This window comes from Endoryza foliicola (assembly GCF_050589245.1).
GTDB classification, from domain to species: Bacteria; Bacteroidota; Bacteroidia; order Chitinophagales; family Chitinophagaceae; genus Endoryza; species Endoryza foliicola.
Genome location: NZ_JBOBEW010000007.1, coordinates 109,935 through 136,499, shown reverse-complemented (window position 1 = coordinate 136,499; position 26,565 = coordinate 109,935). Strand labels below are relative to the sequence as shown.

The window sequence follows — 26,565 nt, the reverse complement described above, 5'->3', positions numbered from 1 at the left end:
TAAATCATAATTTTTATCATATCCTCTTACCCCTAAAATATGCCGGTTTGCCACATATCCGAAAATGTAGTTTGTTTTTTGTAGACTTTTTCTAAACTTGTGATTTAATATAATTTAATGAGGATAGGTTCGTTTTTTCTAAGCGTTTTAGTACTCTTTTTTTTACTATTTATTTCCTCCGATATTAGAGCTCAAATTGCAGTGTATAAAATACGCCTGATCGACCTAAAATCGAATCAACCTGTATCGGATTTCACCCTGTTAAATAAGTCCAATTTTCAATTGGTGAACAGTGAACAAGGTGTCGCATTTATAAAAGCGATATCCTCTGATACTCTTGAACTGACTGCCTTTGGATACGAATCACAGCAATTGATCGCTTCAAAGTTGACGACTCAAAAAATCAATCTGATCTACCTTTCACCCAGTAACATTAGCTTGAAGGCAGTGAGTGTGGTGGGAACCTTGAATAAGTCCGTTTTCCGAACCATTTCCGATTTAGACATTCATACCCGTCCAATTGCCAATTCGCAAGAAGTGCTGCGCATTGTTCCCGGACTATTTATTGGTCAACATGCCGGTGGTGGTAAGGCAGAGCAATTGTTTCTTCGAGGTTTTGATGTTGATCACGGTACCGATGTGAGCATTACAGTAGATGGAATGCCGGTGAATATGGTCAGTCATGCGCATGGTCAAGGCTATGCCGACCTCCATTTTTTAATTCCCGAAATGATTGACCGCGTGAACTTCGGAAAGGGGCCTTACACTGCTGAAAAAGGAAATCTAACTACAGCAGGCTTTGTGGATTTTAAAACCAAAGACCTGCTTGAAAACAATTTTGTGAAAATTGAAGGCGGACAATTCAACACAGGAAGAATTGCGGCAGGAGTAAATTTAATTTCCGAGAAAAAGCGAAGCGCCGAGCACAATCTTTTAGTAGCCGGCGAACTTTCCTATACCGATGGTTATTTTGATGTACCGCAGTATTTTAGTCGATTTAACGGAATTGTAAAGTATACCAAACGAATATCCGAATCATCCACTATTCATTTACAGGCCACCGGTTTCAAAAGTAAATGGGATGCTTCTGGGCAAATTCCTGATCGTGCTGTGGCAGCGGGATTGATTGGTTTTTATGGAGCCATTGATTCTACCGAAGGTGGTGCTACTGGACGTTACAATGTTTCAGCCGGCGTTAAAACCGATTTCAAAAATGGTGCTCATTGGCAAAACCAATTGTATTATTCAAAATATAAATTCGAACTATATTCCAATTTCACCTTCTTTAAAAACGATCCTGTGAATGGAGATCAGATTCGCCAGAAAGAAGATCGTACCATTCTCGGCTGGAATTCTAATTTTCAAACCAAATTGAATCGATTGCTTTCCAACGCGTATTTTAAAGCAGGGTTTTTTGCAAGAGTAGATTATGTAAATGATATAGAACTATCACATACCAAACTCAAAGAAATAACCCTCAATCGAATAAGGCTTGGTGATGTACATGAAACAAATTCAGGAGCCTATGCTTCCTTGAATTCAAGCCTTGGTTCGAAATGGGAAGCCACCGCAGGACTTCGCTTCGACTATTTCACCAACTATTATTTTGATAAACTAGTAGATACTTCCGGTAGAGCCTCAAATGCAATTTTTTCTCCGAAGTTTCAATTACAATACACTGCAAATAAGCAAACCAAGTTCTATTTATACCTCGGGCGCGGGTTTCATAGTAATGATACTAGAGTAACAGTAGTGGAAAAGCGAAAAGCATTGCCGGCTGCTTATGGAGTTGATCTGGGAATGGTTACGAAAATTGGCCCCAAACTCTTGATTCAAACTGCCGTTTGGTATTTGATGCTTGATCAAGAATTCATTTATGTAGGCGATGAAGGAGTAGTTGAAGCGGGAGGCAAAACAAAACGTATTGGATTCGATTTGTCGGCCCGTTATGAACTCGCCAAGAACTTGTTTGCTGAATTTGATATGAACCTGGCCAAACCTCGGTCTTTAGACGTACCGAAAGCGGAGTCCTACATTCCGTTGGCGCCAATTATTACAAGTACTGGAGGATTTACCTATAAAGCGACCAATAAATGGAACGGGAGTTTCCGTTATCGATACATGGGCGATAGACCTGCTGATGAATTCAATCAAGTGATCGCCAAAGGTTATTTTGTAGCCGACCTGCTAGTAAACTATACGCAAGAAAAATGGGATATTGGACTTTCTGTACAAAACCTTTTCAATACTAAATGGAAGGAAACACAATTCAACACGGAGAGTAAATTATACAATGAAGTTACTCCCGTAACGGAGATTCATTTTACTCCGGGCACCCCATTGTTTGCCAAATTGATGTTTACTGTTTATTTTAAATAAGAAGAGTGTTGTTCTGAAAAAACTCAAAGAACAACACTCAGTCAATTTAAGTGCTTTGATCAATTTAAGTCAGAGCAACGAGGTATCATAGAAATTAACTTAGGTAAGTTTGAACTTCACCAATGCTTTCGACAGCAGTAATGTGCAAAAAGCTATACCGGTAAATGTGATGATTGTGTTCATAGGATGGAGGGTTATTACGTCAAACAAAGAACTTATGAAGTTGTTTTTTCCTGAGATTCTTTGCACCAACCAACCTGATGCTGCAATACTAGCTATTACACCACCGGCAATTCTAAATTCATTCTGACTACTTGAGTAGCAGAATAAAAAGATTGCAGGAATACAGAGTAGTACAATTAAAAGCTGCATCACTTCGATCCCCAAATTGAAGCCAAATAAACTTAAGGCAAGTGTTCCTCCATCCAACTTCAGTTCTGTTAATGTGGAAGCGAAAGCTGCGCCGTGAATAAGCCCGAAGATTCCTGCGATGAGTTTCTCTTTTTCAGGAAAGATGGGTTTGATGGCATGAACTGCTGTTACAAGTATGGAAATGGCAATTAAGATCTCAATTGGCTGTTGCGGAAAACTCAATACCTGAAATGCACAAAGTATCAATGTGATAGAGTGACCTATTGTAAATGCTGTAACAATTCGAACGATGTTTTTCAAACTATACGAAGGCCCTCCAAATCCCACCCATTTGCCTTCAAAAGAAACAAAACAAGCGGCAATCAATAATGTCAAAAGAAACAAAAGGTGGTCCGTACCTTCTTTAATGTGACTCATTCCTAGTTGAAACATGTTCCCAAATCCTTTCCACCAGCTGCCTTTTTCTATCTTCACTTGTAATGGGAAGATCTTGCCTGTTGGAATGTCGAGAGAAATGACGCCTACCTCTTTCACGTTCGAGGCGTCAATTGCGTTGCTCCAATCCTGATCAATGGAAAACAAAATGGAATGATTGGGTATTTGATGTATGATCAAATCCGATTTGATCTCAAAATTCCGCAAGCTTTCTTTGTTAGAAGGAGTCAATAACAAAGAAGCAGTAAACTCTTTATAGTTGCCTACAATTGAATCGCTGGTTTCTGAACGATAGATGGTGTCAAATTGAATGTCCCAAATTGAATGAAGCGGGTCTTGAACAGTAAAATGACTTAAATAATAATTTGCAATTTCCTTTTTTGAATGTTCATTTGATAAATCGATCTTTTTGCCAAATGCTATTTCCAAATCGTCAACAGGAGTATTCAACTCTATTCGAAGTTGTGTTGAACCAACATGAATGCCTCCTTTTGAATTCGGCATGGGATGTGCAAAAACCTGCACCCATCCTATGATGAGTGCAGGAATTAGAAATCCGAGCCTTAAAAACTTATTTTGTACCTGCATAGTCTGATACTCTATCTCTCCAAATTGAATGGTAGTGAACTCCACTTAAAATAATACCTCCTTGTACGCTGAATTCGATCCAAACATGCGGACCATCTATTCGGATATAATCGTTTTTGGTTGACATAGCAGTTGTGCCACTATAGGTCACATATGTATTGTCGAGTTCCGAAGTATACAAAGCAAGTATCGTTGCCGCTTCCGCATCACTGATATCGTTTACATAGGTCTTAATGGCATTTAAAACCAATGTCTTCTTATCAGAACTCAACGTTCCTACTTGAAGTCCTGTGTAAGTTGTAGGGAATTGCCAGTCTTTTCCGGGTGCTAAAATCAAGTCTGTATAAGTTGAGCTTGATTTTGCTGTACTGAGCTCACTGCTACTCAAGCTCGCTAAAATTGCCACAAACGCGTCTTTTTCTTGGTTAATTGGGGCATATGTTGCACCATTCCAAGTAAAAGAAAGAGGCTCCACTGCAGCGAAATGTGGTGTTGCTGCAACAAGAGAACCTGCACTATATGTATTGGCTACTGTTTTGTGATGCCCGGTCATCATGATCTCGAATTTTCCGGTGGTAGAAGGCGTTCCGAAAAATGCGATATAATAGTTGCCTGAACCATAGGAGCTTCCTCCGCCCACAGAATAAAGATAATCATCGGCATACCATAATTGCTGTACTTCATCCCAGCCTTCGTTGGCTGTACTTTGACCACTCATAGCTTTTACCAAGGCTTTGAATGCCGTTAATTGTGCGGTGCTCATTGATCCCGTGCTTATTCCCAAACGCGCCGACATGGCGGCTGGTAAATTAGACCAAGTTTTGATATTACTAAATGTGTAATCAAGTTGAACAGCACTCAACTGAGAAGAGCTTAAAGTTGCCTTGAATGCTTCAGCTAAGCACACGATTTGAGATACGCCCGATAAAGCGTCACAGGAACTTGTAGTAGTGGAGGAACTTACTGTTACGCTCAGTGTACATGTTTGTCCGCCAAAACTTAACGCAAAACTGGCGGTGCCTGCACCACTGGCCGTTCCCGAAATAGAATAACTTATACTTCCTGCCCCACTGGCTAATGTTCCCGCGCTTAAAGTAGCCGTTAAACCGGTTATTCCTGTAGAAGAAATGCCTGAACCTGCACTATAGGCAGCCCCATTACCTCCGGTATAAGGTACCGAAACGGTTCCTGAAAATGCGGTGCCCGCCGTAATGGTACCTGAAACGGTGGCTGAAGAACAATTGAGTGCGGTGATACTAGCACTGCTCGTTCCACTGCTGGTGGAACTGGTATCTTTTTTACAAGCTACCAGGATAATTACAAGTATAGAAAGGATACTTGCGCCTGTAAGGAGTCTCTTAATCATAGTACATTTTTTGCGTGAATGAGGGCAGTTGCCTGCGTGTCATTCTAATGGATGCAAAAAACGGACAATGGTTTAGCTTAAAAATGTGATATGTGGTGAACACCTTTAATTTAGGGGTGAACCATAGGCCTTTAGCTTTTATTTAAGAAATCCTTTTAAATCAGCCTCATAGCTCTTTCCAAAGGGGAGTTCAATAGTACCTATTTTTACATATTTTGTGCCGATATAGTTGATCTTGCTTTTTGATACGATGTAAGACTTATGGATCCGGAAGAATTGCTGGGTTGGAAGATCGTTTAAAATTGCTTTCAGGGTATTTCTCGATAAAACGAAGTTTCCATCTTCCAAATGAATTTTAATATAATTATCGAGCCCTTCAATGTATAATATATCTTGGATAGGTACTTGAACTAGACCCAAATCTGCTTTGATTGTTAACAAGCCTCCCAAAGCAGAATTCAACTTCAATAATTCAGATTGTTTTTGGGCTTTTTCTACAGCTTTCAAAAAGCGATCGAAAGAAAAAGGTTTTAACAAATAATCAATAGCTGAAAGTTCGTAGCCATCCAATGCAAATTCACTGTAAGAAGTGGTTAAAATAAGCAAAGGCTTTACTGTAAGCGATCTGAAAAAATCTAAGCCATTTACTGATGGCATGTTGATGTCGAGAAACATCAAGTCGACTGCTTCCGCTCTTAAATGTGAAGCCGCCATACTACTATTGGTAAATCCTTGTATCGATTCAATTAGGGGTACTTTCTTGCAGAATGATTCAATGATTTGAATTGCCAGTGGTTCATCGTCTAATGCAATTGCTTTCATGATGCAAGTTTTAGCGTTAACTGAAGTTGAAAGTATGCTGCATTGTCCTCAATTTTCAACGTATGGCTATTCGGATACAAATGGGCCAGTCGCTGCAAGGTATTGTTCACGCCAATGCCTCCTGAAATTACCGATCTAGTAGTGTATTTGTTGTTGAAGGTGGTCAAAGTTAGGAGGCCCTCTTTTTCTTCGATTGAAATTCGAATCGGATTACTATTCGCGTCGTTATTGATGCCATGCTTGAAGCAGTTTTCAATAAACGAGATCAAAATCATAGGAGCTATTTTTAGCTGCTCTCGTTCAATCGAAATTGTATGTTCAATTTTGGCGGTATCGCCAAGCCTGATTTCTTGGAACGCGAGGTAATTGTTTATATATTCAATTTCATTTCTCAAAGAAATGCTGCTTTCATTCGCTGTTTTCATCGAATAACGCAATATTTCAGATAGCTCATGTATGGCCTTTGCTGTTTTTTCACTACCTGTTAAACTCAACGAGTATACCGAGTTCATAGCATTGAACAAGAAATGCGGATTGATCTGATTTTTTAATAACAGCAATTCAGCTTGTAATTTCTCTTCATGCAATTGAGCTACATGTTCTCTAGCTTTAAAGAGTAAGGAAAGAAATACGGCACTGAATATTGAAAACAAATGCCTTCTTACTTCATCAAAGGCAAAGAGCCAACCACTTTTTTGCTTTGGTATAGAAAAATTGGCTTCCTCTAATCGCTCTAGCTCACTTTTTTGAATCATTCCTTGATCCATCAAATTACTGCCCGCCAAATGGGGAATCGATAATAGTAGAAACAAGGTAGCAGCCGATAAAGCGATGTAAATAACGTATTTCTTGGTATAGAAGAATTGTGGAATGTAGAGGTAATAATTCAGATAAAAGAAGCCATACAAAAGCGTATTTGCCACAGTGTTTTGTACAAAGGGCCGGGTTAATTGAAATAGGTGCTCACCGGGAGGTCTCACAAAAGCGATCAATGGTACCACCAAAAAAAGGAAGAATACAAACAAATGCAACAGGCCATTTCGATATCGTGCGGTAGATGAATTCATGTTTTTACTGTGTAGCTAATGGTTAACTAAGATACACAATAAGTCAGATGCCGAATTCGTGCTTTCAGTGGGGCCTCCTTCCCTCTATCAACAAAAAAATCCCAACTTTCGTCGGGATTCCTTAATTCTTAACTCTTAATTCTTAATTTGTATTACTCCCAGTACTTATAATTGTACTCCACCTTTCCAATCAACACCTTGCTCTTAGAATAACAAGCGTCCAAAGCCTTCAGTCCGTCTTCATCATAGCTATAATACCATTTTTGATAGTCCCCATCTTCCTGAACTACCATGAATGTGGCCAACTGACCTTTTTCATTGTATTCCATCACATAGTCAGGTAACAGTCTTTTTGCTGCAATATTATAGCGCACTACATCCGTAAGGCGCTTTGCATCGTCGTAATAGTAGTAGTAGGTAGGTAGGGGCTTGCCCTTTTGGGTGCTTCTTTCCTCAATGATGTTTCCCTTTTCGTCCTTAATGAAAGTTACAACGGTGGTGTCTTTATCGTTTTTTACTTTCAACATTTTAACCGGCGAACCGTCGGTTCCATAGCTCCACAAATGTTCTTCCTTGATCTTAAAATCACCTGCAGATACTGTAATGTTTAAGATTCTAGCCAATTTCCCACCGGCATTGTATTCGTAGGTTACCGTGGTTTTGGAACCATCGGTAGTGTCAAATGACTTGATCAATTGTGCATTGCTGTTGTAATATCCTACGCTGTAAGTAGGAGCGCCTAGGGGAGTAGAAGTAGTGGTGGCCACTTCTGTACTGGCTTTGTTTACCATTTGATTGCTCGAGAATCCTTCAATAGGCTTGCCTTCGCCATCAAAACTGATAAACTCAATGGAATGAACCTTCTCTTTTTTGAATATAGAATGCTTCTGATTGGCAGCCTCTACGGTAAGTAGATCCTTGTATAAAAACTGAGCCGAACTGCTGAAAACGATCAAAGCGCTTGCCGCCAATACCAACAAATGTTTCATTGAATTGAATTTTAACGTGTTCTAGAACGCAATATAATGCGTTTTAATACCAGAAACTGCCTAAAATTTTCCCCGAATCCTTAATTTTAAGAAAATTTACACGGTGTCCCACTCCAAACAAAGAGTCGAAAAAAACTGCTTGAACTGCGGCACAGAAGTGCAAGGCCATTTTTGCCAAAACTGCGGACAAGAAAACATTGAACCCAAAGAAACCCTTTGGTCCCTTATCAGTCATTTCTTTAGCGATATCACTCACTTCGATGGGAAGTTTTTCAAGACCTTGAAAACAATGATACGCAAACCCGGATTCCTCCCGAAAGAATACATGGCCGGGCGCAGAGCCACCTACCTGCATCCCATCCGTATGTATGTTTTTTCTTCTTTCGTCTTTTTTCTGGTCTTCTTCAACCTCGAATCCGTTCACAAACTCATCGAATCCGATAAAGTGGGAACACAAGGACTCAATTCCGGTAAAATTGACCGCTTCGAAAAAGAAGCTCTTTTTACAGTGGAAAATCAGAAAGACAGTCAGTTTGTAACAGCCTCCATGGAACGGTTTCGGAAAATTGTGAAGAACTATGGCGATACCAGTCAAGTAGTTCGACCCTTCCAATTCGATCTTCCCAAGCCAAAAAATGATACTACAACAGGAACAAAACCTTATCGGTACAAGAATGGCGACTCAACTGTATTAACGAGTTCATCGGTTGATTCTTCTCCAAAATCCAAAAAGGATACAAGTGAAAAAGACGACAGCAATGTTGTTAGATTCAATCGATTGACCGATGACGATGAATTCAAAAACAAAGCAGAATACGATTCAGCTCAAAAGGCACTTCCTGAAGACAAGCGCGATAGCTGGTTTGAACGTCAAATGCGATACAAAAACTTTCAAATCGACGAAAAATACAAAGGAGATGATGCAGCTTTCATAAACGCCCTCATCGATAAATTTCTCCATAAAATACCGGCAATGCTATTCGTTTCCTTGCCCCTCTATGCCTTCTTTTTGTGGCTGATGTACAGGCGTAAACACAAGGAATACTATTTTGCCGACCATGGGATGTTCCTCATCTACCTCTATATCTATACTTTCCTGTTTCTACTCGTTTTATTGGGTATTCAATACTTAAGAGACAAGCTGGATTGGACTTGGCTGAATTGGGTAATGGGCCTCTATATTTTGTATGGCCTTTATTACACCTACAGATGTTTTAGAAATTTCTATGGACAAAGCAGATCGAAAACACTGGTGAAGTTCATTATTCTCAATATTCTGGCCATCTTCACTTTGATGTTATTGTTCACAATTTTCTTCGGCTGGACCGTATTCCAGGCATAAACTATGACTACCAAACAAGCAGCTATAAGCGAAGCTTTTCTTAAAATGGTGACTATAATGGACGAGCTTAGGGAACAATGCCCCTGGGATCGCAAGCAAACCATTCATACGCTTCGACCCCTCAGCATAGAAGAACTCTATGAACTGGCAGATGCTATCACCGATTCCGATTGGAAAGGGATCAAAGAAGAATTAGGCGATCTATTTCTTCATCTGCTTTTTTACGCAAAAATAGGCGAGGAGCAAGGGCAGTTTACCCTTACGGAAGTGTTGGATGGAATTGCTGCAAAATTGATTCATCGGCACCCTCATATTTACGGCGATGTTAAAGTGAACAATGAAGAAGATGTAAAGAGAAACTGGGAACAGTTAAAGCTAAAAGAAGGGAAAAAATCGATCTTAAGTGGTGTTCCGAAATCACTCCCCGCCGTGGTTAAAGCCACTCGATTGCAAGAAAAAGCCAAACAAATTGGCTTTGAATGGGATACCAAAGAACAGGTTTGGGAAAAGGTAGAAGAAGAAATGGGTGAATTGAAAGAATCTGTTAGTGAGGGCGATCCCAATAAGATTCAAGAGGAGTTTGGTGATTTAATGTTCTCTTTGATCAATTATGCACGGTTTTTGCAGATTGATGCAGAGAATTCATTAGAGTTGACCAATAAAAAGTTCATGACTCGATTCATGGGTATGGAAGAACTGGCCAAAGCCGAGGGAAAAAAGCTCGAAGAAATGAGTTTGACCGAAATGGATGAATTGTGGAATCGTATGAAAAAAATAAAATAGATCGAGTTGAAGCAAGCATTAAAAAAATGGGCACAAACCAATTTGTACCTGTTGCTCTTGGCAACGGTCTTTTTTATACTTGCTTTTGTTTGGAATCGCTTCTTGGGAAGTAACAGCACGGCTTCTTACTACACCAATGAAATCGAAAAAAACATTCAAAAAAAAGAGAAGCACTTTCAATCCCTTAATAAAGACACGGCGCTCATTGCTGCTCTTGTAAACTCCAATTATTCACAAGATACCCTTACCGATCTATTAGAAGACAAATTGGGTTATGGATTCTTCATTTATGATGAGTCCTACACCGGTGAACCGGTTTTGCGTTTCTGGAATACCCAATCGGCACTACCTCCGCTAAACCTAATGCAAGAGTCGGATGTAAGCAGAATGGTGACTTTGAAAAATGGACAATATGTTCATGTTAGCAAACAACTCAATTTAAAGGGGAAACGGTATGCTATTGAAGCCATCATTCCCGTATTGCACAAATACTTTGTAGAAGTAGAAAATCTGCAAACAGAATTCGAAGATTTCCCTGATGCCTTGCGATATGTGCAGTATTCAACACAACCTACAGTTCATAAGGTCAACAGCTCTTTCGGTAATACGTTGTTTTATTTACAGCCCATCAATGAAAACCAACACAAAGCCGATCCATTATTGATAGTATTGGTATTGCTCGGCTTCTTCTTCTTAAGCTGGTTTGTACATCAGTTGGCTCATAAAATAGCTGTTAAACTAGGGTGGTGGAAAGGTGCGCTGGTACTTGTTGCAGCTATCATTATGATTCGATTGGTCATCTATTTTATTCCGTCTCTCCTCGACTTACGTCAATTCGAACTTTTTGATCCCGCTATCTATAGTTCCAGTTATTTACTCGGATCGCTCGGTGATTTGCTCATCAATGTTGTGCTCTTTTATTGGGTAGCATTTTTTATCAATCGAAGAATTCCGCGCTTCTTTTCTGAAAACAAACAGCCTTCTTGGTTAAATTGGCTACTGGTTGCAGCATTAACCATAGTATTGGTGGTTTCCACTCTTTTGTTTGCGCGAGTAATTCAATCGATTGTAGCAGATGCGAAAATTTCCTTTAATGTTACCAATGTTTTTAGCCTCAATATATACTCAGCAGTAGCCTTTGGAACCTTGGCAACGCTTGGACTGGCCTATTTTCTAATGTCTCAAGTGCTGTTGAGATACATTCAGTATTTCAGCAATGGGGTGTCTTATATCAACTACATCGTTATAGGAGCGGTTGGACTTTTAATTCTCACTTTCTCTGGCAACTCCGATTTAATGGAGCTAAACCTAATGACCCTACTTTGGTTGGTGGTGTTTGTTTGGTTAATGCAACGTGAGTATTTTGCCGGATTAAGCAGCAGCTTTCAAGTGGCAGATGTTTTGTTTTGGTTGTTTGTATTCTCTATGTCTATCTCCACTATTATTTTCGGAGAAAACAGGAAAATTGAATTTGAACAACGCAAACGATTTGCTGAAAAACTTTCCCTTCAAGCCGACCCTTCGAATGAACGATTGCTGAGTATCGCATTTACCTATTTAGACAATGATTTTCTCGCCCACAACTACCTTCGTTTCCGAGACAAATCGACCAACCTGTTTTTGAAAGATAGCATCCTCAACGTCAATTTTAGCCCATACCTTAACTTATTCGATGCTCGAATGTACATGTTTGAAGCAGGGGCGAATCCGCAATCGATGTACAACGAGGATCCCATTTCATACGATACCCTGAACACCATCTATAATGTTCAAGGGAAACCTACTTCAATTGCCGACCTTCGCTATTTTGAACAAAGCTTCGATCAATATTCATATATTTTCAAAAGAGAAATTCGCTCTACTGAGGACAGTGCAACCCTGGGTTATTGCTTCATCATCGCCGATCCTAGGAAATATAAACGAGACGCTTTGGTACCGGAGTTATTTCGCCAGGCGAGGGAATACATGATGCCTGAAAATACAGGTATTTATAGCTACGCCATATATTCCGATTATAAACTACTCGATTATTACAATGAATACGGATTTCCGTCAACTTTAGAAGGAGTAAGGTTGCCAAGAACAGAGTTCGAAACCAGAAAGAACGGAGATTACGAAGAATTGTGGTACCGTAAGAGTTCCGATAAAATTGTGGTGATTGCGAAAAAAGGAAATGCTTTTATTGAGTCCATTACCTTGTTTGCATACCTATTCAGTACGTTCCTGGTGCTTATTGCACTTTATTGGATGGCTGCAGTGGTGATCCGAAGTCGATTCCGTTGGTCCGTGTTTAAAAAGCATTTTCAGTTCAGCATCAAATCTCAAATTCACAGCACCATCCTATTGGTGAGTTTGCTTTCCTTCATTGTAATTGGTGCAGCTACCATTGTGTTCTTTATCAATCGCTACAACCGGAACAATCAAGAGCGATTGAGCAGAACGATGCAAATCATGATCAAATCGGTTGAAAACAAGCTAAAACAATACAATACTTTCAACGACGGACTTGCATTGTACGAAGCCGGTGTGAACGAAGAATTGGCTAAACTCATGGAGGAAACCTCCGAGATCCATGGTACCGATATCAACCTCTACGATCCTCAAGGTACCCTTAGAGTTACGTCGAGGCCTCTGATCTATAATAAAGGCGTTTTAAGCGATAAAATGAACCCCGATGCTTATTACAGTCTACACGTAATGAGCGCTATCCAAACGGTGAAGCAAGAGCGAATGGGAAAGGTAGACTTTCTTAGCATCTACAATCCGGTTCGCACGGCAGATGGGACCATTTTCGCTTATCTGAATGTGCCAAGTTATAGCTCACAAGGTGAATTGAAACAAGAAATCTCGAATTTCTTAGTAACCCTGATCAACTTGAATGCCTTTATCTTTTTAATTGCCGGTGCAATAGCGCTCTTCATCACAAATAGAATCACGTATTCGTTCACGTTGATTGGTCAGAAAATGCGTGATATCAACCTGAGCAAAGAAAACCAGGAAATTGATTGGACAAGAAACGATGAAATTGGGGAATTGGTTATTGAGTACAATAAGATGGTGCAAAAATTGGAAGAAAGTGCCGCTGCCTTGGCGAAGAGTGAGAGGGAAGGGGCTTGGCGACAAATGGCCCGTCAAGTAGCTCATGAAATCAAGAATCCTCTTACACCTATGAAATTAAGTATTCAATACCTACAAAAAGCAATCGACAATAATTCTCCTAACGTGAAAGAGATGACCACCAATGTTGCCAAAACCTTGGTAGAGCAGATCGATCACTTATCAAAAATAGCGTCCGACTTCTCTCAGTTCGCGAATATTGGGAATCCCAAAAATGAAGTGTTTGATTTGCATGAAATCTTCCAATCGCTCAGTGCGCTTTACAGTGCTACAGAAACTACAGAATTCAAATGGCAGCCCATTTCACAGCGAGTGATCGTATTTGCCGATAAAACGCAACTAAATCGTTTGTTCACTAACTTATTGCAGAATGCTGTGGAAGCGGCTTCTTCTCGCGATTTGAAAAAAATCACCATCCGCGAATCAATCAAAGATGCGCATATCATCATAGAAGTAGAAGACAATGGCGAAGGTATTCCTGCCCATACCCGCGACCGTATTTTCACCCCTAACTTCACTACTAAAACTTCAGGTACCGGCCTCGGACTTGCCATGAGTAAAGGCATTGTTGAGAACGCTCAAGGCTCCATTTGGTTTGAAACCCATGAGGGCGAGGGAACCGTGTTCTTTGTAAAATTGCCGATTGTAAGAACGAAGGAATAGTAAGAAGTTGTTGAGTTTTTCTGTTTTTTAGTTTTTGAGTTTGCGGCTTCGCCGCTTTTCTAAATACATGTCACAAAGTTGCACAGAGTTAAAGAAGGAGCTCAAAGAAGTTATAAGTGATAAGTTTTTGAGTTTTGTTCCATGATAATGGCTTGTATATTATAAAAAAAGCCTAATGCCTAACTCCCAAAGCCTAATGCCTAACACCTAACACCTAGTACACAGAACTCACAATCACTTTCTTCTCCCCAAAAACTCCTCCAACTGCACTCTCGTCATACTACTCAAGTTCTGTTCTTTGGTCAATCCTCCTTTCTGAGCGGCCAGTACGCCGTACAAGCAGTCTTGATAGCCTTCAATGGCGTGGGCATCCGGATCAATGGAAATGAATACGCCTTTTTCTGTGGCATAAGGGATCCAACTCCAATCAATGTCCAGTCGTCGAGGGTGGGCATTTAATTCAATCACCACATTGTATTCAGCACAAGCATCAATAATGGTTTTGTGATCAACAGGGTAGCCGCTTCTACTGAGCAACAATCTGCCCGTCATGTGTCCAAGTATAGTAGTGTATTTATTCTGAATAGCAGAAAGCAAACGCATCATAGCTTTCTCTTCACTCATTTTTAAGTTGCTGTGAACAGATGCAATTACCAAGTCGAAGGTGGAAAGTATTTCATCGCGGTAATCCATGCTACCGTCGCCAAGAATGTCACATTCAATGCTTTTGAATATTTTAAAGGGTGCCAATTCTTTGTTGAGTCGGTCCACTTCTTTGTGTTGTTCTTTTATTTTTTCTTCCGATAGTCCTCCCGCATAAGCAGCAGCCTTACTATGGTCGCTGATTACAAGGTATTCATAGCCTTGTTCTATACAGGCTTTTGCCATTTCTTCAATGCTGTTCATGCCGTCGCTCCAAGTACTGTGCGAGTGAATGATGCCCTTGATATCGCCCGGTTGTATTAAAGTTGGTGTAGGAGTATCAATAAAATGCGCATCGTTTCTGAGTATAGGAAGAATAGGGGAGATGCCTGCTTTCTTGAACAAGTCTTCTTCGCTGTTAAATTCCTGCTCTTTTACAATGGGGAAGCGCTTTTCAAAAGCTTGGTGAAACGCTTCATGACCGCTGGTTGCAAACAATACTGATCCGAAATTTGAAACAGCACTGTAGAGTTTCAACTTCAACCCTATTTTTAATTTATATAAAATAAAGGTGTCGGTTTCTTCTACTATTTCAGGAGGTTGTGCTGTTTGAAAGACCGGTTTTATTTTATCGATACCTGCTGCAATTACAAAACTCAATTCATCCATTGTAAGGTCTTGGTTGCGATACGCGCCAGTAACGGCTACTTTATCTGCGCCAAAACTCTTCTTCAAATATGCTTCAATGTTCGGATACCAAGCAGTTACTTCTGCGTATAAGAAACTGCCTTGGTGTTGCAGATAGAATTCAATGCCTTCTTGGATGTTCTTCTGTGTTTTTTCTCCAAAGCCTTTGAACATGGAAAGACGGTTCTCATTGCAAGCATACAAGAGTTCTCCGATGGATTCGATTTCCATCTCTTTCCAAATGGTGGCAATTTTTTTGGGGCCTAGCCCTTTTATTGAAAGCATCTCCAATACGCCCGGTGGCGTTTGGGAAATAAGTTCTTGCAAAGCCGACAGACTGCCGGTTTCAAGGATCTCCATTATTTTCTTTGCGGCAGATGCTCCAATACCCCGAGTAGAAGCCATATCACTTTCGCTCATCTGTGCCAATGGCTGCGGAAGTTTTTCTATGGTAAAAGCGGCGGCCCCGTAGGAGCGTGATTTGAAGGAGTCGCCTCCATGAATATCGGTGAGTTTACTCAGAAGCGAGAATTGGTCGGCAATGGCGTAGTTATCGAGCGACATGAATCGGATACTTTAAATGCAAGATAAAAATAAAAGTCCCCCACAATGTGGAGGACTTTAGTATTTTCAGCTGAAGTGCGAAGATTACTTCTTCTTAGCAGCTTTCTTAACAGCTTTTTTAGCGGCCTTTTTAGGAGCAGCTTTCTTTGCAGCTTTTTTAGGAGCGGCTTTCTTAGCAGCTTTCTTAGGAGCAGCTTTCTTTGCAGCCTTTTTAGGAGCAGCTTTCTTAGTTGCCATTGTTTGAAAATTTAACGGTTAGTAAATAGAATTTAACAGTGGTAAAAATAAACACTAAATTCAAACCGTCAAAAATTTTTTCACATTTTGTGAAAAAATTTTTTATTGTGCAGCTAAAACGCTTACTACCGTCTTATCGTTCTTGGTTTTCTTAAACTCCACAACGCCGTCTGTTAACGCAAACAACGTATAATCTTTACCTACTCCAACGTTTTTACCAGGATGATATACAGTACCACGTTGACGAACGATGATATTGCCGGAAATAGCAGGTTGACCACCATAGATCTTAACTCCAAGACGTTTGCTCTGTGAGTCGCGGCCGTTCTTTACACTACCTTCCCCTTTCTTATGTGCCATGATTTACGATTTTTTAAGTTGGACGAAGTCGCAATTAAGCGATCTCAGTTACTTTGATTTTAGTATAATGAGTACGGTGACCGTGCTTCTTACGGAAACCTTTTCTTCTCTTTTGTTTATAAGCAATAACCTTATCACCTTGAACCTGATCCAGGATCTCAGCTTTAACTACCGCTTTAACTTGGGTGCCTACTGATAACTTGCCATCAGCATCAACCAGTAATACTTCAGCAAATTCTACTTTATCGCCGGCATTCCCACTTACGCGAGGAACGTATAAAGTCTGATCTTTTTCAACTTTAAATTGCTGACCGGCCACTTTAATTACTGCAAACATGATTTTCCAAAAATTAGGACGGCAAAGGTAAGATTTTCCAAGACATAATGCAGTTTCCTTTCAACTTTTTTTTGAAGAGTTTCCCCCACCTCTGAATTTCGCCAAATTTCGGGGTTTTCCACCACTTATACCCGAATCGCCCCTTCCACGGTTTTTCATTGATTTTTAACAGGTTCGAACCGATGGCAGTATTCCCTTTTTAGGGTAGATTTGCCTTTCAAAGCCCGAATAGAGGATTATGAAATTCAAATCACTTCTCGCCAAGCCCTTCGCCGGCTATATATATAAAGGTGTAAAAAAAGATATGGAAAATGCCCTGGCCGACCAGGACCGTATCTTTAAAGACCTCATCAAAACAGCCAAAATTACAGAGTTTGGGAAAGATCATAAGTTCGATCAAATATCTCAATACGCTGATTTTCAACAAGCTGTGCCCGTGCGCGATTACGAACAATTCAAGCCTTACATCGAGCGCATCAAAGAGGGAAAGCACAATGTATTATGGAAGGGGAAACCCATCTATTTTGCCAAAACTTCAGGTACAACCAGCGGCGTAAAATACATCCCCATTTCCAAAGAATCGATCTCAAATCATATCAACACCGCCCGTAATGCCTTGCTCTGCCACATCGCAGAAACAGGGAACAACAAGTTTACCGACGGGAAAATGATCTTTTTATCCGGTTCTCCAGTACTCGACAGAGTAGGTGGCATCCCTACCGGACGCCTCAGTGGAATCGTTAACCACCATGTACCCGGCTATCTCCGTACCAATCAGCTTCCTTCTTATGAAACAAATTGCATCGAAGAATGGGAGTCGAAACTAGATCGAATCATCGACGAAACCATGAAACAAGACATGCGCCTGATCAGCGGCATTCCACCTTGGATGCAAATGTATTTCGATCGACTCATAGAACGAACCGGTAAAAAAGCAGCAGCACTGTTCCCGAATCTTTCAGTAATCGTTCACGGAGGTGTGAATTTTGAACCCTACAAAGCACGATTGTTTGATACCATCGGAAAATTTATTCCACACGTAGAAACTTTTCCTGCTTCAGAGGGTTTTATTGCTTTTCAAGACAGTCAAGAAGCCGAAGGTTTGCTGCTTAATACCAATAGTGGTATTTTCTTTGAATTCATCCCCACTTCGGAAGTATTCAATGAAAACCCGCGCCGCTTGAAATTGCACGAAGTAAAAGTGGGAGAGAACTATGCGCTCGTGATTAATAACAATGCAGGATTGTGGGGCTACAGTATTGGCGACACCGTACGTTTTGTTTCTACCAACCCCTACCGCTTGGTGGTAAGTGGAAGAATAAAACATTTTATATCAGCTTTTGGAGAGCATGTAATTGGTGAAGAAGTAGAATACAGTTTGATGAAAGCCGCTACAGAACAAGGTATCAAGATCACTGAATTCACGGTAGCACCAATGATTCAACAGGGCAAGGGCAAAAGCTTTCATGAATGGTTCATTGAATTCGAAAATGAACCCGAGAACATCGAAGCTTTTGCGAATCAAGTAAACGAAAACCTCCGTGCTAAGAACATTTACTACGATGATCTCATTACCGGAAATATTTTATTACCGCTTCAAATTAGATCCGTTCGTAAAAATGGATTCATCGATTATATGAAATCCATTGGCAAACTGGGTGGTCAAAACAAAGTACCCCGACTCAGTAACGACCGAAAAATTGCAGAGCAATTGGAAAATTATATCGGCTAAGTCTTGACTTTTATTATTTTAGTTGTTTAGTAAGTACCATCCATGGCAAAAACATTACCGGTAAAAAGAATAGGAATTTTTGGTTCCACAGGATCCATCGGCACCCAAGCGCTCGATGTAATTCGCGCCAATAAACATATGTTCAGTGCGGAAGTGCTCACCGCACAATCGAACGATGAACTTCTTGTGAAACAAGCGTTGGAGTTCAATCCCAACATTGTAGTAATTGGAGAGGAAAAGAAATACAACAAGGTGAAAGCTGCCTTGGCCAATACTGATATCAAAGTTTTTTGTGGTGAAAAAGCATTGGAAGACGTAGCATCAATGGATGTGTACGATATGATGTTGGCAGCTATTGTTGGTTTCGCCGGATTACGTCCAACACTAAATGCCATCAATGCCGGAAAAGCGGTAGGATTGGCAAACAAAGAAACCTTGGTGGTGGCAGGGGATATAGTAATGCAATTGGCCGTTGAGAAAAGAGTGCCCATTATTCCGGTTGATTCAGAGCATTCGGCAATTTTCCAATGTTTGGTGGGTGAAACACTCAATAGAATTGAAAAAGTAATTCTCACGGCTTCAGGTGGGCCTTTTTTAGGAAAGAAGCCGAATTTCTTGGTAAATGTAAAGCGCGACCATGCATTACAACATCCGAATTGGAGCATGGGAGCTAAAATATCCATCGATTCGGCCACCCTTATGAACAAAGGCTTAGAAATGATTGAAGCCAAATGGCTGTTTAATTTGGAGCCCGATCAAGTACAAGTTGTGGTGCATCCCCAGAGCATCATTCACAGTATGGTGCAATTTGAAGATGGTAGCATCAAAGCGCAAATGGGCCTGCCTGATATGAAATTACCCATCCAATACGCGATGGCCTTTCCTCAACGGATACCCAATAATTTTCCGAGATACGACTTTAAAAAGCCCGGGCAGCTCACTTTTGAAGAGCCTGATACGAAGACCTTCCGCAATTTAGCCTTGGCTACCGACGCCCTTTACAAAGGCGGAAACGTGCCTTGTGTGCTCAACGCAGCCAACGAAATCGCAGTTTTTGCCTTTTTGAGGAACAGAATCGGGTTTCTAGATATGACCGACCTTATAGAAAGAACCATGAATCAAGTGCCTTTTGTGGCAAAACCCACGCTGGAAGAATATTTTGAAAGCGATGCCGAGGCACGTAATTTTGCTGCATCCATCATTAAACTGTAGCCCTAAACTAAAAAACATTTTTATACGTTTATGTAGTGCCTGACCCCTCTGAAAAGTGCGAGATTGAGGGCAGTGCTAAAACATTCATTTACAACTCATGATTCAATTAGCGATCGACTGGTCTGTAGTAGGTATCAAAGCTGGCCAATTAATTTTAAGCCTCTCTATATTAGTAGTGCTCCATGAATTGGGTCATTTCCTTCCTGCAAAATGGTTCAAGTGCCGTGTTGAAAAATTCTATCTCTTTTTTGATCCTTATTTCTCTCTCTTCAAGAAAAAAATAGGCGAAACAGAATACGGAATCGGTTGGCTTCCTTTGGGAGGTTATGTGAAAATTTCCGGGATGATCGACGAAAGTATGGACAAAGAGCAACTGAAAAAACCGGCCGAAGCATGGGAGTTCAGAAGCAAACCTGCTTGGCAACGTTTGATCATCATGATTGGAGGTGTTACGGTAAATCTCTTACTCGGGTTCATTCTTTTTGCAATGATCTTGTTTGTTTGGGGTGAAGAAGTGCTGCCATCCAAAAACTTGAAATACGGTATCTATGTCGATAGCCTCGGGCAAAAAGTGGGATTGAAAGACGGTGATATGATCTTAGAAGTAGGGGGCAAAGAATTACCAAATTTCTTCAAGCTATCAAATGAAGTAATTCTCAACGAAGCAAAATCAATAACGATCTTAAGAAACGGTCAGAAAATAAACTTACCGATTCCGGAAGGTACGATACGTCAGTTGATCTCTCGTAAAGGTGATCCATTGGCCTATCCAAAATATCCTGCCTTTGTTGATTCGGTTTCTCCTGAAATAAACATCGTAGAAGGCACCTTCCGTAAAAACGACCAAATAATTGGTTTCAATGGCGCGTCAATTGATTCTTATGCTGAATTGTTAGATAAGAAAAGACAGTTTAAAGATACGGTTGTGTCATTGCAGATATTGAGAAACGGTACTGATACCCTTATAACTAAGGTGAAACTCAAAGAATCTAGCATTGGCTTTATGCCTAAGAAGGCAAGCAATTTCTTAAAGTTTGATACCATTACCTATACCTTTTTCGAATCAATTCCGGCAGGGGTGAAAAAAGGATGGAGTACATTGGTAGCGAATGTCCAAAACTTTAAGATGCTCTTCACTTCTAAAGAAGTGAAAGCAAGTGAAAGCTTGGGAAGCTTCCTGAGTATTGGTAATATGTTCGATGCAAACTGGGATTGGGAACGCTTTTGGAGCATGACCGCCCTGTTAAGCATTGTACTCGCTTTCATGAATATTCTTCCGATCCCCGCACTCGACGGCGGACACGTTATATTCACGCTCTACGAAATGATCAGCGGCCGTAAGCCTAGCGACAAGTTCATGGAATACGCACAAATGGTGGGTATGGTGCTCTTGTTAGGATTGATGGCTTATGCCTTGGGGCTTGATTTTTGGAGATTGTTTAAGTAGCTCTTAGGCTTTGAGTCGTTTCATTTGCAATCAGTGTTGGTTTCAATGATTTAAAAGGCATTGGGCTTTAGGCCTTAGGCTTTGGGCTGTTTCACTTACAATTCAGGTTGGTTTCAATGTTGAGAAAGGTATTAGGCTTTAGGCCTTAGGCTTTGAGTCGTTTTATTTGCAATCAGTGTTGGTTTCAATGTTTAAAAAGTCATTAGGCTTTGGGTCGTTTCACTTACAATTCAGGTTGGTTTCATTGTTGAAAAAGGCATTGGGCTTTAGGCCTCAGGCATTGGGGCATTTCACTTGCAATTCAGGCCCATTACAATGTTTAACAATATCTAACGCCTAAAACCTAAAGCCTAACACCTAAAGCCTAAAACCCAACACCTAACCTAATATTCACTATCTTTGCATCCCGCTGGGGGTGTATTGGTTTCGACAGCGTAGATCTTTGAAGGTGTAAGCATGCCGTGCGTTGGGTAATTAGCACGTAAATCTGAATACTCAAACCATAAATGGCAATACTCAGTATGCCATGGCTGCCTAATCAGTGATTAGATAGTCATTTGGGCCGCGTTGAGCAGGTTGATCTGTTACCAAGCTCCGCCGCCGACTTAAAAAACAAAACAGGTTGCTGCTAGTGAAGGCTGTGACCCTAGCAAAAGACTCATTCAGCTAAGAAGGTAGTTGGTTCGTTCGGTTCCTGCTTCTTTCCGACAATTAATTCCGAAATAAGCATGTAGAAAGCTTTTGGGGAATATGTTTGGACAGGGGTTCGAGTCCCCTCACCTCCACAAATAGATAAAGTAGTAAAAAACTAAAAATTTACAAAGGGCCCTTCATTGAAGGGCCCTTTTTTTGTTAAAGTAGTTCATCGAAACGGCGCAGCAGTCCTTCAACTCAACCTCAGGAACCTCGCAATGAATTCACATAGACTCTTATTTACTTCCCCTTTCTTTCTTTTTTCACCGCAGCGGCGCAGCGATCGCAGCGTTTTCGCAGCGCTGGTAGTTTCTCCTTCTTTCATCGTTTCCTCTTCTCCTCTTTCCCCTTCTTCATTCAACCCGATAAATCGCGTTGCTACAAATCGATCTTTTTGAAAGTCCGCCGCGATAAATCGACGGCAGTCCTCAAGTACACTCATTTCGTCTATTCATAAACATGTTCTTCTACCTGTTTTTCATTGCCACATTCACCAATTCTCCTCCTCGTCTCCTCGCTTCCTCGCATCCTCGTTTCCTCTTCTCCTCGTTCCTGTTTTCCCGGCTGTTCAATTATTAATTATTACTTATTAATTATTACTTATTAATTATTAATTACTCCCGGCTGTTCCATTATTAATTATTAATTCCTTAATTATTAATTAAAAAGAGGGGTCCGAAGAATCGGACCCCGTGTTTCCTTAACTCAACTATTATAACTGTTTGCAGTTATGAATCGTTGGAAATGAACTAACGTCTCTCTTAACTTGCTTTACGTAGTTAGTAAAGCAGCTCGTTTTGCTTTTCTTTTCGAATAAGCCTTCATAATATGGTGCACTGTGAAAGTGGTTATTAATCCTATTACAATATTTACAAAAACACCTACCATAATCAGTACCCCTAATCGAATCTTATCTCGATTGTCTGATTTCCATACAGTACGCCATTTTACAGTTCTCAAAACCTGAATGGATACAAATAATAAGAGCCCCGCAAAAACTGCTACAGGCACGTGAATCAAATAAGGCGCTACGAGCACCGCAACAACCGTAGTAAACACCAACTTTGAAACAAGTAAAACCGGTGTCGCAACGCCTTCTTTGATTTTTATGGAATCACTATTCATGATTCCTGAAACAGGCCCTCCACCAATAATCGGACTCAATATTTGAGTGAAGCCCATTCCTGTAAAAGCTCCCCTTGGGATATTGGAATTGGATGCATTGAGTTCAAAAAGAGCTACTACCGTGATCGAACAACTCAGATACACGAGTTGGGTAATTTGATGAAAATTCCATTCTAAGGACATGGGTTCGAAAAAGACAGGTAAAAGGGATACCGTGTTTCCCCAAACTTCACCCCAGGTTACAATATTTTTTTCACCAAGTATCGTAAGTGACAATACTGTTCCGGCTATCATACCGCCAAAACTAGCAGGAATGAGAGTCCTGAAATTCGACAATGCCATTGCTGCAAAAACCGTTACAGCGGTTATATAAACACTCCAATCGTTCACTTTGTGAATTTGATGAACGGCTTTGTACAAATGAGCGATCCAACCTGTTGAGAAAAATGCAGAGGATTCAAAACTGGAAATACCCAAAATTGGATTCAGTATCAATCCCCATATACTTATTACTACTACAATGGAAAATCCTGTTTTAAAGGTTGCCGGCAAACCGTCAAAGAACTTCTTTAAATCAAATATGCTAAATAGCAATACCAAGAGCCCACTGATTAAGGCAGCAGCTACCCATATGGTATAGTCGCTATCCCGGAATGGATTGGCGCCGGTAACCTCTGTTGCAAAGAATCCTGCCAATATTGGAACCAAGGCAAGGCTGTATCCCATGCGGTTTATGCCAAAAATAGCTCCACTCAATACTGACAACAGTAACCCTATCAATCCAACTTCCGGCCGAAATCCCATGGCCATCGCCACAGCAGCAGCAATCGGTAACTGCGAAAGCGATAACCGAAACGATTGCTTGAGCGTGGTTGGAACTTGACTAAGTTGGTGTTGATATTTTGAATACTTCTTCTTATGTAAGAAAAGATTCTTCATTATCTTGTAACCTCCACTTTATCTGCTGACTGATGCTCGCCATCAATCGTTGCTGTCGACTGTTGAATGAATCCTGTTCTTTGAATGGTTTCAATCAATTGTATCGGCAATGCGGCTTTTCTTAAATTTTTGATTAACCACCTGTGTTGAGCACTTGTTGACAAGGTCCCTGTTGGTAGCATTATCATGTCCACTTTGTTGCCTTCACAGAAATTAGCCAACGCCGCCCTGTTCCAGCCTCTAAACACATCTACAGTAAACTCTTGTATTTTGTTCTCGTGAACATTTTTTATGATATCCAATTCCTCTCGAAATTCTTGATCCAAATATTTACGGATTCTACGGCTCTTACTTTCGAACAACAGAGAGAAAATAGACTCTTCTGTTTGTGACGAAAACACCAGTCGAATTTTCACCGGTTCATCTATTTGCGTTAAACACGAATGGATGAAATTCAATGATTGGTGATTAAAATCGAAAGGAATCAATACCGTTTTGTATCCCATAACTTTTTATTGAGAATACAAAATTCCTACCCCGATATTAGAGTGGCTTTAGAAATAGATTAGGATTTGATTAGAATTATTGTGGAATTTTGGCAATAGGGAGTTTGATATGAACTAAACTGCCCTTATTTTCTTGAGAATCAATCACTAACTCGCCTTTGTGCAAGTGAATGATATTGCGGGTAAGTGGCAGCCCAATGCCGTATCCTTCAAATCTTTTGGCGTTTTTAGCTTTAAAAAAGGGATCGTAAATATAGGGTAGGTCCTCCACCGGAATGCCAATTCCGGTATCAATTACCTTGATGTTTACATACTGGTCGCTAGAAGCTACACTTACTGTAACTATTTGGTAATTCGAATATTTACATGCATTGTTTATGATATTGCCCAAGGCCACCAGTAACAATTGGCGATTCCCGTTTACTTTCAATTTGAAAGAATTCTCCGGAAGGAAATTGAAGTCTAGATTAATACGTGCCTTTGGATGTAATTTTTCAATGGCTGTTGCTGCTTCTAACACCAAATCGTCGCATCGTAAAATCGTTAAATCAATCGCACGATTGTTGTAACCAATTTGTGCCAACAGTAAAAGCGACTGAGTAATGGTGTTAATTCGTTCTGCGTGCGTAAGAATAGAGGTCAACGCCTCCTTGTATTCTTCTTGAGTACGGTCTTTTTTCAACGTTATTTCCGCCTCTCCAATTATGGCAGTTAATGGCGTTCCGTATTCGTGGGAGGCGTTGCTGATAAAATTGTTCTGGCTTTGAAAAGCTGTTTCTAGTCTGCTTAATAAGTCATTGAATGTAGCAATCAAAGCATCTATTTCAGGACTGTTTTTTTCTTTCTCCAAGCGTTCATGAATATTCTCGGTGCTAATGGCCTTTACCTTATTGGTTACCTTTGTAATTGGATCGAAGATGTTCTTTGTGAAGTAATAGAAGAGCAATGTTACTACAAGAGCCATAATAATGATGATGCCAACTAGTAAATAGCGAATGAATTTCAAATGATTTTCAGCGTAATAATTTTCTGCCGATAGAATAACCAAGTAGGTTTTTCCATGCTGCACATATTTCAAGGCCTCGAAAAATACGGTGTTTCGCTGATACCGATTCTTTCCGTTTTTTCCAGCCAATTGAATAAAAGAAGAGGGGAGTTCTAACTGTTTGATAATAGATTTGCCACTATCGCTGTTTACCTCAACAATATGAAACGCTTCATTATTGAGTGTTTCTAGATATTTTTCACGAAGCCTTTGATAAGTTTCCGACTCCTTTCCTTCCACTTCGAAATAGTAATCGCCCGTGATGCGGGCCCTTGTTTCCAATCGCTTGTAAAAATCAGTGTAAGAATAGTTCTTAATAAAATAATACGTGGCCACCGCCAATAGTGAAATAATCAACGTACTGGCTGCAATAATTACCCACGCTAGTTTACTGGTTGTTTTCATGCTTATCGTATGGTGTAACCCATCCCTACTACAGTTTGAATCAGCTTGTTTTCAAATTTCGAATCTACTTTCTTCCTCAAATAGTTGATGTACACATCTACTACATTGGTATTTAAGTTGAAATCAATTTCCCATGCCATTTCTAAAAGCTCCGGACGAGAAACCACCCTTCCTTTGTTTTTTGCTAATGCCATCAACAGTCGATATTCGGTTACCGTAAGAGTTAACTTTTCTCCGCTTCTCGTAACTGTTTTCGCATCGTCATCGATGATCAAATCTTCAATTACAATATTTTTCGATTCTTTTTGAAGTACTTGATTGATAATTTGATTCCTTCTCAATTGCGCTCTTATCCTAGCTAACAACTCGTTAAACTTGAAGGGTTTAACAATATAGTCGTCGCCTCCACTGTTCAGCCCAAGTGCAATATTGTCGCTGCTTCCCAATGCTGTTAGAAAGATAATGGGAGTGAGTATATTCTGTTCTCTTAGAATTTTACAAATTTCAATGCCGCTTTTATCAGGTAGTAGAATATCTAGTATTATCAAGTCGAAGCTTTGTTGCTGGGCCATATCCAAAGCAGTAGTTCCGTCAAATGCTACCGTTAACTCAAAGTCTTCCTCCGATAGCCCCTTGTTTAACATCGACACTAAACTCGTTTCATCTTCAACTAGTAATATCTTTGGCATTTCGTTAATGTTTTCAAAATCA

The 26,565-nt window shown here is 40.3% G+C and carries 20 protein-coding genes and 1 other RNA gene; 8 read left to right on the top strand and 13 right to left on the bottom strand.

From position 1 onward, the window contains the following. Positions 1-201: 201 nt before the first annotated feature. Positions 202-2,379, top strand: a complete 2,178-nt coding sequence (locus ACQ2HE_RS16015; protein WP_430896810.1) for a TonB-dependent receptor — start codon at positions 202-204, stop codon at positions 2,377-2,379. Between the two features lie 99 nt (positions 2,380-2,478). Here the strand turns inward: ACQ2HE_RS16015 and ACQ2HE_RS16010 are convergent, their stop codons facing one another. The 5 genes from ACQ2HE_RS16010 to ACQ2HE_RS15990 all read right to left on the bottom strand — a co-directional run bounded on the left by ACQ2HE_RS16010 (position 2,479) and on the right by ACQ2HE_RS15990 (position 8,018). Then, entirely contained in the window at positions 2,479-3,774 is a 1,296-nt protein-coding gene (locus tag ACQ2HE_RS16010; protein ID WP_430896812.1) for a HupE/UreJ family protein, read from the bottom strand. After that, a complete protein-coding gene (locus ACQ2HE_RS16005; RefSeq protein WP_430896814.1) occupies positions 3,758-5,140 on the bottom strand; it encodes a DUF3500 domain-containing protein in 1,383 nt (460 codons plus the stop codon). Before ACQ2HE_RS16005 ends, ACQ2HE_RS16010 begins: the two co-directional genes overlap by 17 nt. Positions 5,141-5,278: 138 nt before the next feature. Next, on the bottom strand, positions 5,279-5,962 hold the full coding sequence (locus ACQ2HE_RS16000) for a LytR/AlgR family response regulator transcription factor (protein ID WP_430896816.1): 684 nt from the start codon (positions 5,960-5,962) through the stop codon (positions 5,279-5,281). Further along, the gene (locus tag ACQ2HE_RS15995; RefSeq protein ID WP_430896818.1) at positions 5,959-7,029 is read right to left on the bottom strand and encodes a sensor histidine kinase; all 1,071 of its coding nucleotides are present in this window, start codon (positions 7,027-7,029) and stop codon (positions 5,959-5,961) included. The genes ACQ2HE_RS16000 and ACQ2HE_RS15995 overlap by 4 nt, the downstream gene beginning before the upstream one ends. Positions 7,030-7,181: 152 nt before the next feature. Continuing rightward, positions 7,182-8,018, bottom strand: a complete 837-nt coding sequence (locus tag ACQ2HE_RS15990; protein WP_430896820.1) for a hypothetical protein — start codon at positions 8,016-8,018, stop codon at positions 7,182-7,184. A gap of 103 nt (positions 8,019-8,121) precedes the next feature. On the opposite strand from ACQ2HE_RS15990, the gene ACQ2HE_RS15985 reads away from it, so the two are divergent. The 3 genes from ACQ2HE_RS15985 to ACQ2HE_RS15975 are packed head-to-tail and all read left to right on the top strand — an operon-like array spanning position 8,122 to position 13,923. After that, the gene (locus ACQ2HE_RS15985; protein WP_430902471.1) at positions 8,122-9,360 is read left to right on the top strand and encodes a DUF3667 domain-containing protein; all 1,239 of its coding nucleotides are present in this window, start codon (positions 8,122-8,124) and stop codon (positions 9,358-9,360) included. Positions 9,361-9,363: 3 nt separating this feature from the next. After that, positions 9,364-10,143, top strand: a complete 780-nt coding sequence (gene mazG / locus ACQ2HE_RS15980; RefSeq protein WP_430896822.1) for a nucleoside triphosphate pyrophosphohydrolase — start codon at positions 9,364-9,366, stop codon at positions 10,141-10,143. 6 nt (positions 10,144-10,149) lie between these two features. Then, positions 10,150-13,923 carry a sensor histidine kinase gene (locus ACQ2HE_RS15975; RefSeq protein WP_430896824.1) on the top strand — a complete coding sequence of 1,258 codons (3,774 nt, stop codon included), beginning with the start codon at positions 10,150-10,152 and terminating at the stop codon, positions 13,921-13,923. 234 nt (positions 13,924-14,157) lie between these two features. Here the strand turns inward: ACQ2HE_RS15975 and ACQ2HE_RS15970 are convergent, their stop codons facing one another. The 4 genes from ACQ2HE_RS15970 to rplU all read right to left on the bottom strand — a co-directional run bounded on the left by ACQ2HE_RS15970 (position 14,158) and on the right by rplU (position 16,750). Continuing rightward, positions 14,158-15,816, bottom strand: coding sequence for a helix-hairpin-helix domain-containing protein (locus ACQ2HE_RS15970; protein ID WP_430896826.1), 1,659 nt, complete (start codon positions 15,814-15,816; stop codon positions 14,158-14,160). An 84-nt stretch (positions 15,817-15,900) separates the two neighbouring features. Continuing rightward, complete coding sequence (locus ACQ2HE_RS15965) at positions 15,901-16,053, bottom strand: hypothetical protein (protein WP_430896828.1); 153 nt, start codon at positions 16,051-16,053, stop codon at positions 15,901-15,903. Positions 16,054-16,155: 102 nt separating this feature from the next. Next, on the bottom strand, positions 16,156-16,413 hold the full coding sequence (rpmA, locus tag ACQ2HE_RS15960) for a 50S ribosomal protein L27 (protein WP_430896830.1): 258 nt from the start codon (positions 16,411-16,413) through the stop codon (positions 16,156-16,158). Between the two features lie 34 nt (positions 16,414-16,447). Further along, positions 16,448-16,750 carry a 50S ribosomal protein L21 gene (gene rplU, locus ACQ2HE_RS15955; RefSeq protein ID WP_430896832.1) on the bottom strand — a complete coding sequence of 101 codons (303 nt, stop codon included), beginning with the start codon at positions 16,748-16,750 and terminating at the stop codon, positions 16,448-16,450. A 238-nt stretch (positions 16,751-16,988) separates the two neighbouring features. On the opposite strand from rplU, the gene ACQ2HE_RS15950 reads away from it, so the two are divergent. The 4 genes from ACQ2HE_RS15950 to ssrA all read left to right on the top strand — a co-directional run bounded on the left by ACQ2HE_RS15950 (position 16,989) and on the right by ssrA (position 21,929). Beyond that, positions 16,989-18,482 carry a GH3 auxin-responsive promoter family protein gene (locus ACQ2HE_RS15950; RefSeq protein ID WP_430896834.1) on the top strand — a complete coding sequence of 498 codons (1,494 nt, stop codon included), beginning with the start codon at positions 16,989-16,991 and terminating at the stop codon, positions 18,480-18,482. A gap of 42 nt (positions 18,483-18,524) precedes the next feature. After that, positions 18,525-19,694 (top strand): 1-deoxy-D-xylulose-5-phosphate reductoisomerase, encoded by a 1,170-nt coding sequence (locus ACQ2HE_RS15945; protein ID WP_430896836.1) that lies wholly within the window; start codon positions 18,525-18,527, stop codon positions 19,692-19,694. A gap of 97 nt (positions 19,695-19,791) precedes the next feature. Then, positions 19,792-21,141 (top strand): RIP metalloprotease RseP, encoded by a 1,350-nt coding sequence (gene rseP, locus ACQ2HE_RS15940; protein ID WP_430896838.1) that lies wholly within the window; start codon positions 19,792-19,794, stop codon positions 21,139-21,141. 411 nt (positions 21,142-21,552) lie between these two features. After that, positions 21,553-21,929: a transfer-messenger RNA gene (ssrA, locus tag ACQ2HE_RS15935) on the top strand. Positions 21,930-22,605: 676 nt separating this feature from the next. Here ssrA and ACQ2HE_RS15930 read toward each other — a convergent pair. The 4 genes from ACQ2HE_RS15930 to ACQ2HE_RS15915 all read right to left on the bottom strand — a co-directional run bounded on the left by ACQ2HE_RS15930 (position 22,606) and on the right by ACQ2HE_RS15915 (position 26,543). Then, positions 22,606-23,898 carry a SulP family inorganic anion transporter gene (locus tag ACQ2HE_RS15930; protein WP_430896839.1) on the bottom strand — a complete coding sequence of 431 codons (1,293 nt, stop codon included), beginning with the start codon at positions 23,896-23,898 and terminating at the stop codon, positions 22,606-22,608. After that, on the bottom strand, positions 23,898-24,404 hold the full coding sequence (locus tag ACQ2HE_RS15925) for a hypothetical protein (protein WP_430896840.1): 507 nt from the start codon (positions 24,402-24,404) through the stop codon (positions 23,898-23,900). Before ACQ2HE_RS15925 ends, ACQ2HE_RS15930 begins: the two co-directional genes overlap by 1 nt. 76 nt (positions 24,405-24,480) lie before the next feature. Next, entirely contained in the window at positions 24,481-25,854 is a 1,374-nt protein-coding gene (locus ACQ2HE_RS15920) for a sensor histidine kinase (RefSeq protein WP_430896842.1), read from the bottom strand. Positions 25,855-25,856: 2 nt separating this feature from the next. Further along, positions 25,857-26,543 (bottom strand): response regulator transcription factor, encoded by a 687-nt coding sequence (locus ACQ2HE_RS15915; protein WP_430896844.1) that lies wholly within the window; start codon positions 26,541-26,543, stop codon positions 25,857-25,859. Between the last annotated feature and the right edge of the window lie 22 nt (positions 26,544-26,565).

Bases quoted from the DNA above. Each gene is read 5' to 3' on its own strand.
- ACQ2HE_RS16010 (WP_430896812.1), bottom strand. From the start codon at position 3,774: ATGCAGGTACAAAATAAGTTTTTAAGGCTCGGATTTCTAATTCCTGCA.
- ACQ2HE_RS16005 (WP_430896814.1), bottom strand. From the start codon at position 5,140: ATGATTAAGAGACTCCTTACAGGCGCAAGTATCCTTTCTATACTTGTA.
- ACQ2HE_RS16000 (WP_430896816.1), bottom strand. From the start codon at position 5,962: ATGAAAGCAATTGCATTAGACGATGAACCACTGGCAATTCAAATCATT.
- ACQ2HE_RS15995 (WP_430896818.1), bottom strand. From the start codon at position 7,029: ATGAATTCATCTACCGCACGATATCGAAATGGCCTGTTGCATTTGTTT.
- ACQ2HE_RS15990 (WP_430896820.1), bottom strand. From the start codon at position 8,018: ATGAAACATTTGTTGGTATTGGCGGCAAGCGCTTTGATCGTTTTCAGC.
- mazG (WP_430896822.1), top strand. From the start codon at position 9,364: ATGACTACCAAACAAGCAGCTATAAGCGAAGCTTTTCTTAAAATGGTG.
- ACQ2HE_RS15970 (WP_430896826.1), bottom strand. From the start codon at position 15,816: ATGTCGCTCGATAACTACGCCATTGCCGACCAATTCTCGCTTCTGAGT.
- ACQ2HE_RS15965 (WP_430896828.1), bottom strand. From the start codon at position 16,053: ATGGCAACTAAGAAAGCTGCTCCTAAAAAGGCTGCAAAGAAAGCTGCT.
- rpmA (WP_430896830.1), bottom strand. From the start codon at position 16,413: ATGGCACATAAGAAAGGGGAAGGTAGTGTAAAGAACGGCCGCGACTCA.
- rplU (WP_430896832.1), bottom strand. From the start codon at position 16,750: ATGTTTGCAGTAATTAAAGTGGCCGGTCAGCAATTTAAAGTTGAAAAA.
- ACQ2HE_RS15950 (WP_430896834.1), top strand. From the start codon at position 16,989: ATGAAATTCAAATCACTTCTCGCCAAGCCCTTCGCCGGCTATATATAT.
- ACQ2HE_RS15945 (WP_430896836.1), top strand. From the start codon at position 18,525: ATGGCAAAAACATTACCGGTAAAAAGAATAGGAATTTTTGGTTCCACA.
- rseP (WP_430896838.1), top strand. From the start codon at position 19,792: ATGATTCAATTAGCGATCGACTGGTCTGTAGTAGGTATCAAAGCTGGC.
- ACQ2HE_RS15930 (WP_430896839.1), bottom strand. From the start codon at position 23,898: ATGAAGAATCTTTTCTTACATAAGAAGAAGTATTCAAAATATCAACAC.
- ACQ2HE_RS15925 (WP_430896840.1), bottom strand. From the start codon at position 24,404: ATGGGATACAAAACGGTATTGATTCCTTTCGATTTTAATCACCAATCA.
- ACQ2HE_RS15920 (WP_430896842.1), bottom strand. From the start codon at position 25,854: ATGAAAACAACCAGTAAACTAGCGTGGGTAATTATTGCAGCCAGTACG.
- ACQ2HE_RS15915 (WP_430896844.1), bottom strand. From the start codon at position 26,543: ATGCCAAAGATATTACTAGTTGAAGATGAAACGAGTTTAGTGTCGATG.